This window comes from Corynebacterium incognita (genome assembly GCF_014217255.1).
In the GTDB taxonomy this organism is placed as follows: domain Bacteria; phylum Actinomycetota; class Actinomycetes; order Mycobacteriales; family Mycobacteriaceae; genus Corynebacterium; species Corynebacterium incognitum.
In genome coordinates, this window is the sequence record NZ_CP059404.1 from 1,070,001 (window position 1) to 1,082,283 (window position 12,283).

9 protein-coding genes are annotated in these 12,283 nt (G+C 63.8%); 4 read left to right on the forward strand and 5 right to left on the reverse strand.

The features are described 5' to 3' along the window. Nucleotide 1 precedes the first annotated feature (1 nt). Together H0194_RS04940 and H0194_RS04945 are read right to left on the reverse strand one after the other, a co-directional pair. A complete protein-coding gene (locus tag H0194_RS04940; protein ID WP_246389081.1) occupies nucleotides 2-553 on the reverse strand; it encodes a phosphatase PAP2 family protein in 552 nt (183 codons plus the stop codon). Next, entirely contained in the window at nucleotides 546-2,498 is a 1,953-nt protein-coding gene (locus H0194_RS04945) for a glycosyltransferase (RefSeq protein ID WP_185176696.1), read from the reverse strand. Before H0194_RS04945 ends, H0194_RS04940 begins: the two co-directional genes overlap by 8 nt. A gap of 200 nt (nucleotides 2,499-2,698) precedes the next feature. Between H0194_RS04945 and H0194_RS04950 the strand changes: the two genes are divergently transcribed. Both H0194_RS04950 and H0194_RS04955 read left to right on the forward strand, forming a co-directional pair. Then, a complete protein-coding gene (locus H0194_RS04950) occupies nucleotides 2,699-4,123 on the forward strand; it encodes a DUF5129 domain-containing protein (RefSeq protein ID WP_185176697.1) in 1,425 nt (474 codons plus the stop codon). A gap of 65 nt (nucleotides 4,124-4,188) precedes the next feature. Next, nucleotides 4,189-4,356 (forward strand): hypothetical protein, encoded by a 168-nt coding sequence (locus H0194_RS04955; protein ID WP_185176698.1) that lies wholly within the window; start codon nucleotides 4,189-4,191, stop codon nucleotides 4,354-4,356. Nucleotides 4,357-4,487: 131 nt separating this feature from the next. On the opposite strand, the gene H0194_RS04960 is transcribed toward H0194_RS04955, so the two are convergent. Together H0194_RS04960 and glf are read right to left on the reverse strand one after the other, a co-directional pair. Further along, entirely contained in the window at nucleotides 4,488-5,111 is a 624-nt protein-coding gene (locus tag H0194_RS04960; RefSeq protein WP_185176699.1) for a three-helix bundle dimerization domain-containing protein, read from the reverse strand. A 298-nt stretch (nucleotides 5,112-5,409) separates the two neighbouring features. Further along, complete coding sequence (gene glf / locus H0194_RS04965; RefSeq protein WP_185176700.1) at nucleotides 5,410-6,606, reverse strand: UDP-galactopyranose mutase; 1,197 nt, start codon at nucleotides 6,604-6,606, stop codon at nucleotides 5,410-5,412. Between the two features lie 196 nt (nucleotides 6,607-6,802). Between glf and H0194_RS04970 the strand changes: the two genes are divergently transcribed. Together H0194_RS04970 and H0194_RS04975 are read left to right on the forward strand one after the other, a co-directional pair. Continuing rightward, the gene (locus tag H0194_RS04970) at nucleotides 6,803-8,734 is read left to right on the forward strand and encodes an N-acetylmuramoyl-L-alanine amidase (protein WP_246389083.1); all 1,932 of its coding nucleotides are present in this window, start codon (nucleotides 6,803-6,805) and stop codon (nucleotides 8,732-8,734) included. 215 nt (nucleotides 8,735-8,949) lie between these two features. Then, nucleotides 8,950-10,782 carry a BCCT family transporter gene (locus H0194_RS04975; RefSeq protein WP_185176701.1) on the forward strand — a complete coding sequence of 611 codons (1,833 nt, stop codon included), beginning with the start codon at nucleotides 8,950-8,952 and terminating at the stop codon, nucleotides 10,780-10,782. Between the two features lie 2 nt (nucleotides 10,783-10,784). On the opposite strand, the gene glpK is transcribed toward H0194_RS04975, so the two are convergent. Then, nucleotides 10,785-12,281 carry a glycerol kinase GlpK gene (gene glpK / locus H0194_RS04980; protein ID WP_185176702.1) on the reverse strand — a complete coding sequence of 499 codons (1,497 nt, stop codon included), beginning with the start codon at nucleotides 12,279-12,281 and terminating at the stop codon, nucleotides 10,785-10,787. Between the last annotated feature and the right edge of the window lie 2 nt (nucleotides 12,282-12,283).

The window sequence follows — 12,283 nt, forward strand, 5'->3', positions numbered from 1 at the left end:
CCTACTTTTCCATTGCGTGCATGACCAAGTGCGCTGTCGCCGCGCCGACGCCGGCGCCCACAATCGTGTCCGTGGGATAGTGCACTCCCAGCACCATGCGTGAGCACATCATCACGGGAACACCCAACAGCGGTGCCGGGTTCTTAGTGATATATGCCGCGGCGGCCAGAAATGCCGTTGTCGACGTCGCATGCGACGACGGGAAGGACAGCCGCGACGGCGTGCCCACGCCCACCTTTACGTAAGGGTAATCGGGTCGCTTGCGGCGCACGATGCGCTTGGTGACTACCGACGCCGCGTGCGCGGTGAACGCGGAAACGCCCGCGCCCACCCACTGGCGGCGCCGTGTGGGGTTGTTGCGGTAAGCCAGCGCCAGGGCCGCGGAGGTGCCCATCCAACCGAGCGCGTGCTCGCCGAAGTGGGACAAGCCGCGGGCGGCGGACAGAACGCCGGGGGCGTCATAAGCCACGGACTGGATGGCCTCCAGGACACGAGATTCCTTGTCCTCCAGCACTCCGAATGCCTCGCGTGCGGAGGTGGTTGCGTTATTCAAAGATCTTCCTCCACTCGTCACGGGAGGTCAGCTGCGGCATCGCGCCGCGGTAGAGCGCCTTGAGGTCCTCGAAGTTCTCCTCAATCTCACGCAGCAGGGCGCGCGTCTCCTTGACCAGGTCCTTAGCCAGCTCACGGTCGCGCTTGCGGAAGGCCACGCCGGTGCCGCCGGCGGTGGTCACGGTAGCCGAATCCACACGGGACAGCGTGAACCAGCGGGCCTCGTCCGCGGTGAGGTTGAGCTGCGGGGCCTCGTGGTGCGCGGGGTCTTCCTTGGTCACCATGTGCTGGACGGTCTTGGCCAGCCACGGCAGCTTCTTCAGCTTGCTCAGGCGACCACCGACGTTCTTAGTGGGGACACCCGGCGCGCCGGTGGGCGCAGGCAGCTCATCCGCGGAGTCGATAATGACGGCATCTGAGTAGCCCTTGCGAATCTCCGCGATGCGCGGCAGCGAGGTCTCCAGGATGTCGAAGAGGTGCTCCGGGCCGGCCAGGAAGTCGCGCATGGCCTCGATCTGGATGGCCATGGTGGAGTATTCCATGCACATGGTGTGCTTGAGCGTGGACTTGAAGATAGAGCGGGTGATGCCCTTGGCGTCACCGTCGTGGTACATCGCGGCCACGATGAGGCGGTTGCGCAGGGGGAAATACGCCTGCCAGTCAATCGCGTCATCCTTGTCGGCCCACGCCATGTGCCAAATGGCGGCGCCCGGCCACGTCACCGTGGGGAAGCCGTTCTTGGCGGCGCGCAGGGAGTACTCTGTGTCATCCCACTTGATAAACAGCGGCAGCGGCTGGCCGTTGGTCTCCGCCACGACGCGGGGGAACAGGCACATCCACCAGCCGTTGTACTCCACATCGATGCGGCGGTGCAGGTTACGGGAGTCGTACTTGTTCGGGTCTTTGCGGGACTGGTCGTCGCCGATGGCGCGCAGCGGGTACTTGACAAAGTCGTGATCGTAGACCGCGTGCGGGGCCGGACCCCACATGAAATCAGAGCGGTTGACGCGCTCGCCGGTGGTGCGCAGCTGGGAGCGCTCCTGCAGGTTAAGCATCTGACCGCCGACAACGATGGGCGAGGCAGCAAAACGGGCGGCCTGCACGGCGCGCAGGATGGAATCCGGCTCGATGGCGATGTCATCGTCCATGTACAAGATGAACGGGGAATCGGTGTTTTCTAGGGCTTCGAACATGATGCGGGAGTAGCCACCGGAGCCACCCAGGTTGCCCTGGCGGAACTCGCGAAAGCGCTCGCCGAAGTGCGCGGTGGCCTCGGCATAACCAGGCTCGTCTGCTGGGTGCTGGGTGCCCTGGTCCGGCATGAGCACGTAGTCGATGATGGAGTCCACGACCTCGTCAGAACCCAGCGCCTGCAGCGCGGCCACGGCGTCGGCAGGGCGGTTAAAGGTGGGGATACCCACCGCAACGCGCTTATCCGACGGCGCGATCTCGGTGCCGTCAGGCATGACCTGGGCACGCGGGGCGTGCGGGGCGCACCAGGCGGCGTCGGAAAGCGTGGTGTCCTCGTCAGCGGTGAGGTCGAACCACAGCAGGCCGCCGTCCTCGAAGTTCTTCAGGGACAGCTCAAACGCGTGCGTACCGCTGGTGACCAGGTGGGATTCTACGGCCACGCGGGTGCCGTCGGTCTTGGAACGATAAATGGATACTGCGGCCTGACCCTCAATGGTCAGCTGCAGCACCACGGAATCTAACTGGGACCAACGCCGCCAGTAGGAGGCCGGGAAGGAGTTAAAGTAGGTTTCAAAGCTCACCTCGGAACCGGCGGGGATGGTGACGCCGAAGCGCCCATCCCATTTCACGCGGTTGTGGTTGTGCTCGGATTCGAGCACGTAGAGCATACGGACATCGAAAGGCTCGCCGGGCGCGGGCATGAGGATGCGCGCGAGCTTTTCGGGGTAATCAACCTGTTCATCGTGCAAGGACATGTGGGAGATGCCAGCCTTTCTGCTTACATTCATCGCTTAACCACAGTAGTGGTTACGCGCCCGCGCCTTCCCCTCACACGCGGTGCTGCGGCCGTTTTCCTGCACCTATGCGTCAACGACTGTGACGGCGATAACGGATTGCGAACCACTGTGGCCATATCCCATGGACAGGTCGGGGCGTTTAGGGAAACATGAGAGTTATGAACAGCCTCCGCCCAGCCGCCGCTCCCCTCCGCTCCGCCGCGTTCCTTATTGTCTTGTTCGCACTCGCGACGGTGCTCGCGCCGTCCGCCCTGGCTCTCTCCGAGACGCCGGGCGTGGGCAAAAACCTCGGCACCACTGCCGGGGACGACGCCGCCCCCTCCTCCCCTGCCGCAGGCTCGGTCCAGGTGAGCGTGTTCTCCGACAACGGCGCACTCGACGTGGACCGGGAGTTCCTGGAACAAGAGACCGCGAAGCTCGACCTGCCGCCGGAGGTCACCCGGGTGCACTACGTGCTGCTCAGCACCAACGACGACAAGTTCAATGACACGATGGAGCAGCACATCCGCGCCACGGAGCCGGACATGATCGCCGATAACGACGATCGCTGGGCCAACGGCGTACTCATCTCCGCGGTAGGACTGGACCCGCGCCGCAACGGCCTGTACTGCGGCGACGACGTGTGCGCGGCGCTGAGATTGGACAAGGGCAGCCACCTCGACCACGCCTTGGACGCAGGCAAGGATTCGTTCAAGAACGACCGCTTCGGACCCGGCCTCTTGCAGCAGGTAAGCGCCGCGCTGGAGGAGCCGGAGGAAGGCAACGGTGGGATGTGGGCCGGAATAATTGGCGGGACCGCCGCGGTTGGTGGCCTGGGAGCGATGGCCGCTGCCTTCGTTGCGGTGCGCAAAAGCTCCGCCAAGAAGCGTCGCGAGCAGTTCGACTACGTGTCCAAGAACTACGGCCGCATCGGACAAAAGCTCCAGGAGATCGACGTGCGCGCCCACTCGCTGACCTCGCCGATTGCCAACGACGAGCTGCGGCGCCAGTGGACGGAAGTCCGCGACACGTTCTTGTCATTGCACGACACGCAGTCGCGCATCCCGGACCTACTCGGCGCGGACGACAAGACGCTGCGCAAGTACGGCAAGGACATCTCTTCCATGTACGAGGCCACCACGCACCTGGAGCAGGCGGAAAACAACATCGACAAGCTGTGGGACATGGAGCACGGTGACACCGCTACTCGACGCCGCGAGGTGGAGAACCTGCGCGAGGACCTCCGCGCGGCGCGGCTGGAGACGGCGAAGTATGACGCCGAAGTCACCGAGTTGTTGCACCGCTGCGAAGAACTGGCCCTGCGCCTGGAGGCGGACAACTTCATGGACGATTACGCGCGCCTGTTGCGTGATAGCGCGGTGACAAACGGCTACATCGCAAAGGAAAAGGGTTTCGAAGGCACGGACAACGAGGCGCCGAAGCTGCACGAGTCCGGCTGGCGCCCGGGCGTGGGCTACCACTCGTACACCCCGTTTGTGGTCCTGTCTACCTGGAACGACGAGGCCCAAGCCGCGGCCTCGTCTTCCACAAACACCAGCTACTCCTCCGGTTTCTCCGGCGGAGGCGGCTCCTCCAGCTGGTAGCCAAAGCCCCGGGAGCTCCACTGAGGCGCTAACGTGCGAAAGGCACGTTAGCCTCCGATGTTAATGTGCCAGGTCACGCCGAATGTGTCAGCGACCTGGCCGTAGGCGGCGCCCCAGGACTGCTGGGACAGTGGGACGACGACCTCGCCGCCCTCGGCCAGCTTGGTGAAGATGCCGTCGCGCTCGTCGAAGGCGTCATCGCCGTAGCGGCGTTGTCAGCAAAACCCAGGTAGGGGTTAACTGAATAGGTCGTGCTCAAAGCTTAGTGGGCCGCCCCGCACGATGACGTGCAGAGCGACCCACCAGTGATGTATCTGTCAATAGCGCCGCTACTATTGCGAATCGCTACTTCGACCTCAACCTATTACTGAGCAGCGACCATCTGGCGCGCAGCCTCGGACTGTGGCAGCTCGAGCGGGGTGATGCCCAACTTGCTCAGCATGTAGAACACGCGGGCCTCGAGGTCGTCGGCAAGCTCGCGGGAGGATTCCAGATCGGTGCCCTTCGGCAGATCCCAGATCTTAATTTCCTTACCGGCCTCGTCACGAGGCACATCGACACCCAGGAAAATGATGTAATCCGGCATGGCCACCATGCGGGACTCGGCTACCGCCTCCGACGGGGCCTCGCCCAGGCCACGCTCGGCGAGTACGTGCTCAATACGGGTGTCACCCTCGTTTTCCGGGTGGACGGTCGCGGTATCTACAAAGAGAGCGTCACCCCCCAGACGCTCGGTGAGCACAGCAGCGGCATGCGCCAAGGCGTGGTCGCTACCGGCAGCAAAGCGCACGTGCGGGCGGTGCTCACCGAAGAAGCCGTTAACCTCGCGCTCCACGAGGACGGGGAGAAACTCGTCCAGCGATGCATTCGCCGAGTGCTTCTCAATGGCCCAGTCGAGGCGGGCGTTAATCTCGCGCGCGCTGTGGGCGTGGCCAAAGCGAGCGTGCAGATCTTCACGAATGGTTGCAAAACGATCTTGGTTAGTCATTGTTGTCGCTCCTTCATTAAAGCCAAATAACACAACAGACCAACGTGGCCCGTTGTTAACCTATCGTTAACCCTACACCACTGCTGGGCGATTGCAAATAGTAGGCGTCGACCCACGAAATATTTTTGAAATAACCGCACGTCAGGACAGAGCGGAACACAACACGCCGCGGCCAGAAATATCCAGGACAGACAACACCAGCCCCAGCGAAAGGCCGCAACCCAAGCGAAAGATGAACGACTGGTTAACTACACCATTCGGAGTTTTTGCACAACGGGGCCGGGCGGAACCCCAAAAATTAGTGGCCGCGCTCCTGCTCGAGGGCGGTGCCGTCAGTGAAGTACGGGGCGAGCTTGTTATCCCACATGGTCAGGGCGGAGGCGATCGCCATATGCATGTCCAGGTACTGGTAGGTGCCCAAGCGGCCGCCGAACAGGACCTTGTTGGTGCGGGCCTCCTCGGCCGCGCGGCGTCGGTAAGCCTCCAGCTTGGAGCGATCCTCAGGGGTGTTGATCGGGTAGTACGGCTCGTCGTCCTTGTCGGCGAAGCGCGAGTACTCCTTCATGATAACCGTCTTGTCCTTGGGATAGCGGTCAGCGCGCTCCGGGTGGAAGTGGCGGAACTCGTGGATGCGGGTGTAGTCCACGTCCGCGTCGTTGTAGTTCATCACCGGGGTGCCCTGGAAATCGCCGGTATTGAGGACCTCCATATCGAAGTCCAAGGTGCGCCAGCCCAGCTCGCCGTCGGCGTAGTCGAAGTAGCGATCCAGCGGGCCGGTGTAGACCACGGGCGCCTCGGGGCTCTCGGAGCGCAGGTCCTCGCGGACCTCGAACCAGTCGGTGTTGAGTCGGACCTCGATGTTCTCGTGGTCGGCCATATTGTTCAGCCACGCTGCGTAGCCCTCGACCGGCAGGCCCTCGTAGGTATCGCTGAAGTAGCGGTTATTAAAGGTGTAGCGCACCGGCAGGCGGGTGATGTTGGAGGCCGGCAGGTTCTTCGGATCGGTCTGCCACTGCTTCGCGGTGTAGTCACGGATGAACGCCTCGTAGAGCGGGCGACCGATGAGCGAGATGGCCTTTTCTTCCAGGTTCTGCGCGTCCTCCGGCGCGATTTCGCCGGCTTGCTCCTTGATGAGCTCGCGCGCCTCGTCTGGGGAGTAGTAGCGGCCGAAGAACTGATTGATGAGCCCCAGGCCCATGGGGAACTGGTAGGCGGTGCCGTCGTGCATCGCGAAGACGCGGTGCTGGTAGTCGGTGAAGTCGGTGAACTGGGTGACGTAGTCCCACACGCGCTTGTTGGAGGTGTGGAACAGGTGGGCGCCGTACTTATGGACCTCGATGCCGGTCTCCGGCTCCGCTTCGGAGTAGGCGTTGCCGCCTAGGTGGTCACGCTTTTCAACGATGAGCACTTTCTTGCCCAGCTGGGAGGCAGCGCGCTCTGCAACGGTCAGGCCAAAGAATCCGGAGCCGACGACAATGAGGTCATAGGTAGTCATAGTCTGCAGGCTAATCGACGATCCCGTGGTGCGCGGGGTGGGACAAACCGTCGCAAGGAAATTATTTAAAGAAACACCGTCACACGAGTATCAATTTTCACATTAGTTGACTATTGTTGACGATTGTTAACTGCTGCCCATTTAGTTAACGCTGGTTAAAACTAGCCCCACGCGAAACTTTTAGAGGAGACATCCCGTGCACCAGAAGCGTCGAATCGCCGCGACCCCCGCGGCGCCCGCCGCGCTCACTACCCGAGCCGCGGCCTTAGCTTTTATCACCGCACTAGCTGTCATCGTCGCGGCTGCCGTCGGCGGTCAGGACATTCTCAAGACTCAGGACACCGGCGGCGGAAGCATCTCCGCCACCTCCGCCACCTCGAACCTGAGCGACGGCAAGACCGTCGTCATCGACGATCCCGCCATCGCCACCCAGGGCGAGGGCGAGGCCCACCGCGCCGTCAAGCAGTTCGAGCGCGACGAGCAGTTCTCCCAGTTCGCACTGACCTGGCAGGGCGAGAAGGACATCGCCGCCTACGTCCGCGCGCAGCAGCCGGACGGCTCCTGGGGCCAGTGGTTCTCCGCCGAGCCCATGGACATCCCCGGCGCGGGCGGCAAGCACGGCACCGAGCTCATCTACGTCGAGCCCACCCAGGCCGTCCAGGTCTCCATCACCGGTGTGGACATCGTCTCGGACAGCGCTGAAGCCTCCGGTATGGAGGCCGTCTTCATCGACGGCGGTACCGATTCCGGCATCAATCTCATGGCGGAGTCCGCGGCACAGGGCATGCCGAACGTCGTCACCCGCGCAGGCTGGGGTGCCAACGAAAACCAACGCTGCCTGGACCCGACCTACAACAACTCCGTCAAGGCGATGACCCTGCACCACACCGCGGGCTCTAACAACTACACCCAGGCACAGGCCGCTGCCCAGGTGCGCGGCATCTACCAGTACCACGGACAGACCCTGGGTTGGTGCGACATCGGCTACAACGTGCTGGTGGATAAGTACGGCACCATTTACGAGGGCCGCTACGGCGGGCTGGACAAGGCCGTGGAAGGTGCACACGCAGGTGGCTTCAACACCAACACGTGGGGCATCTCCATGATCGGCAACTACGAGGGCGCCCAGCCTTCCTCGACCATGCTGGACTCCGTGGCCAAGATCGCCGGCTGGAAGGCCGCACGTTCGGGCTTCGATCCCTCCGGCACGACCACGCTGACCTCCGGAGGCTTCTCCTCCGCCAAGTATGGTGCGGGCCAGGTGGCCACGCTCAACCGCTTCTTCGGACACAACGACGTGGGCTACACCTCGTGCCCGGGCCAGTACGCCATCGCGCAGTGGCCAACCATCCGCTCCAAGACGAAGCAGTACTACGACAAGATCAAGTCCGGCGGCCAGGTGGCGGCTCCGAAGCCGGGCACCGACACAGGCACTCAGCCCGCACCTGGCACCAACCCCGGTACCACCCCAGGTACCCAGCCGGCCCCTGACGCGGGCAACGTAGGCGCGGGTCTGGCCAAGATGAGCTCCCTGGCGGGCTCTTCCCAGCTGTCCGCTGAGGACATCGGCGCGGTGCTGGGCCTGGCGGGCGCGGTCGTCGGCCTGCTCGTGGCCACCGGCGCGGCCAATCAGTACTTCGCCGGCGCGGGCGACCGCGAGGTCGCAGGCGGCATCACCGTCAAGGACGCGGTGGGCATCGCCGATTCCCTTCTGCAGATCTCCGGCGACCCGGACCTGCAGCGCGACTGGAGCGCCATCAAGAACACCGTCGGCCCGGTCTTGGGTCAGGCACAGGGCGGCCCCACCGTCATCAACGAGGACCTGGCCTACCAGCTGTTCAGCAACGGCCTGGTGGTGGATTCCTCCTCCACCGGCCTGCATGCCCTGGTCGGCCCGATCGCCAAGGCCTGGGCGGAGTCCGGCCTCAACGCCGGCGACCTCGGCCTGCCCACCTCGGACATGTACACCGTGGACAACGCCACCGCGGCAGCACAGACCGCGCAGGGCGCGGCGCAGGCAGCCCAGGGTGTCAAGGGCGCCGCGAAGAAGAAGATCCGCGTGGACTTCCAGGGCGGCTACATCGACTTCGACCCGAACACCCAGAAGGTCAACGTCTACACCGACTAGGCGCGACGACCTTGTGACGTCGAGAAGCACACACAGGGCGCGGCTACTCCCTCACCGAGGCCTGCCGTGCCCTTCGTCGTGCATTGGCAGGCCCGTACGCTCGACCTATAGGTCGGGATTTTCTTTAGTGATCACCGTAATTAACTGTGAAGCGATGTTACTTCCATTAACGTGGGTCGCGTAACCCCGAACCAACGGAAGGTTTATCTCACCCCATGTCGCACTCGACTCCGAGCCCGACCAACCCACCTACAACCCAGTCTCCTGAGTCGGCGGAATCCATCGCCGCCTCCGATTCGCACCGGCGGGTGCAGGACAAAAAACGCTCAATCTTCGGCCTACAAACCGATCCCTTTATCTTCTTTACTTCAGCGGGCTTCGTCGTCGCCTTCGTGACACTGACCCTCATCTTCGGTGAAGGGGCCCGCGATGCCTACGCCGCGGTGTCCGGCTTACTCATGGACAACCTGTCCTGGTTGTACATCGGCGGTTACTCCGCGATGCTGGTCTTCCTCATCGTCATCTTCATCTCAAAGTTCGGCAACCTCCGCCTCGGCGACGATGACGAGGAACCCATCTACTCCACCCCGGTGTGGTTCGCGATGCTGTTCGCCGCCGGGTTGGGCGCCACCCTGTTGTTTTGGGGCGCCGCCGAGCCGCTGCACCACGCCTTCAACCCACCGCGCGGAGACCTGGAGCCGATGAGCAACGAGGCCATCACCCAGGCCTTCAACTTCACCTACTACCACTTCGCGGCCCACATGTGGGTACCGTTCATCGTTCCCGGCCTGGCCATGGGCTACTTCACGTTCAAACGCAAGATGCCGGCGCGGATGTCCTCGGCATTCTCCCCGGTGCTGGGCGGCTACGTGTACAAGTGGCCGGGCAAGCTTATCGACGCCCTGTCGATCATCGGCACCATCTTCGGCCTTGCGGTCTCCGTGGGCCTGGGCGTGCTCCAGATCAACGCCGGGCTCAACATCCTGTGGGGCGTCCCCCTGGTCGGCTGGGTGGAAGTGTGCATCATCGCGCTGATCACCGCAGTAGCCACGACCTCCGCTGTCTCGGGCCTGGACAAGGGCATCAAGATCTTGTCCAATATCAACATCTACGCCACGGTCATCCTGGCCATCTTCGTGCTCACCATGGGGCCGACGCTGACCATCCTCAAGCACAGCACGGAGGCCTTCGGGCAGTACGCGTCCTCGCTGCCGGAGATGATGTTCTGGACGGATTCCTTCAACGAGAACCCGGGCTGGCACGAGACCTGGACGGCGTTCTACTGGGCGTGGACCATCTGCTGGTCGCCGTTCGTGGGCATGTTCATCGCCCGCATTTCCCGCGGTCGCACCGTCCGCCAGTTCATCGGCGGCGTCCTGCTGCTGCCCACCACCTTCGTGGTGTTGTGGTTTTCCATCTTTGGCCGCGCCGCCATCGAGGTGGAACGCAACGAACCGGGCAAACTTACCAAACCGGTGGTGGAAGACGGCGATACCCCAGTGGCACTGTTCGCGCTGCTCAGCGAGTACCCGCTGTACATGCTGTCCGGCGCTCTAGCCATCTTCGTTATCGTCATTTACTTCATCACCTCGATCGACTCTGCGGCGATCGTCATGGACACCTTCGCCTCGGGCGAAGAGGCGAAGACCCCGGCTATCTACCGCGCTTCCTGGGCTATCTCGGTGGGCGTGGTCACCGGCGCGCTGCTGTTCATCAACGAATCCGGCATCGAAGCCATCCAGCAGGTGGTCATCATCGTGGCGCTGCCGTTCTTCTTCATGATGTTCCTGCTCATGTACTCGATCACTAAGGGCATGAGCGACGACTACGCCGCGGAGCGGCGCCTGCGCACCCGCGAATGGGAGAAGACGGACACCCCGGAGAAGCTGGAGGCCGCCGAGGCAAAGCCGGCGCCGGGCTACAACGCCGAGGGCGACCCCATCGACTACGACGAGCCCGAGTACGACGAGGAAGGGCGCATGATCTTGAAGTCCGACGTCCGCATCGAGGGCGACCTGGATGTCGGCGGCGAGGACCGCCGGGACTAGCGCTACCCCTCCCAGTCGAGGGTGCGCGTAACGGCCTTGTTCCACTCGGCATAAAGAGCGTCACGCTCCGCGGCGGCCATGTCCGGCTCCCAACGCTGGTCGCTGTGCACCAGCGTGGCGACCTCGGCGGTGTCCGCCCACACCCCCGCGCCCACGCCCGCGGCGAACGCGGCGCCCAGCGCGGTGGTCTCAATCTCCTCCGGCCGCACCACCGTGGTGCCCAGCAGATCCGCTTGCATCTGCATGAGCAGGTTGTTGTCCGTCATGCCTCCGTCCACGCGCAGGTGCGTGACATCAATGTCCGCGTCCGCGACCATGGCCTCGACCACCTCGCGGGTCTGGAAGCACGTGGCCTCCAGCGCCGCGCGGGCGATGTGGTGACGATCTGCGAAACGGGTCAGTCCCACGATGACGCCGCGGGCGTCGGCACGCCAGCGCGGAGCAAACAGCCCCGAAAAAGCCGGGACGATATACACCCCGCCGTTGTCCTTGGCCGCGATGGTCTCGCTCGATGCCGCATCCGGGATAATTCCAAGCTGATCCCGCAGCCACTGGATGAGCGAACCGCCCACCGCCACGGAGCCCTCGAGCGCATAGACCGGGGGCTGGCCGTCCTGCTGATAGGCCACGGTGGTGAGCAGTCCGTGCTCGGAGAACTTCGGCTCCAGGCCGGTATTGAGCAGCAAAAACAGCCCCGTACCGTAGGTGTTCTTGGCGTCGCCCTCCTTAAAGCACGCCTGGCCGAACAGCGCCGCCTGCTGGTCCCCCAACACGCCGCTGATCGGCAGGGTGGGCAGGAAGCCCCGGGAATAGATGCGCCCGAAGTCCCCGATGGAGGGCCGGATCTCCGGCAGGATGCCCAGCGGCACGCCTATCTCCTGGCACAGTTCCTCGTCCCACTGCAAGGAGCGCAGGTCCATGAGCAGGGTGCGCGAGGCGTTGGTGACGTCGGTGACGTGCAGGGCGCGGTGTTCGCCGTCGGCGGGGACCCGGGCGCCGCCGGTGAGGTTCCACAACAACCAGGTGTCGATGGTGCCGGCCAGCAGCTCGCCTGCCTCCGCGCGCTCGCGGGCGCCGTCCACGTGGTCCAGGATCCAGGCGATCTTCGGGCCCGCCGGGTAGGAATTAGCCAGCAGTCCGGTGGTGCGCTGCCACTTGTTTGCGGGCTCGAACATCCCCGAGGTGCGGGTGTCCTGCCAGACAATAGCGTTATAGATGGGCCGGCCCGTGGCCTTGTCCCACACCACGGCAGTCTCGCGCTGGTTGGTGATGCCGAGCGAGGTGACGGCCCCGGGGCTGATGTCGCCCTCAGCCATCGCCGCGAAAATCGCCCGTCGCGCGTTGGTCCAAATCTCCAGCGGGTCGTGCTCCACCCAGCCTTTTCGAGGCATGATCTGCTCGTGCTCGTACTGCGCGGAGGCCACCACCTCGCCGGTGGAATTGACGATGACGCAGCGCGTGGACGTGGTTCCCTGATCGAGGGCGGCAACAAAATTCATGG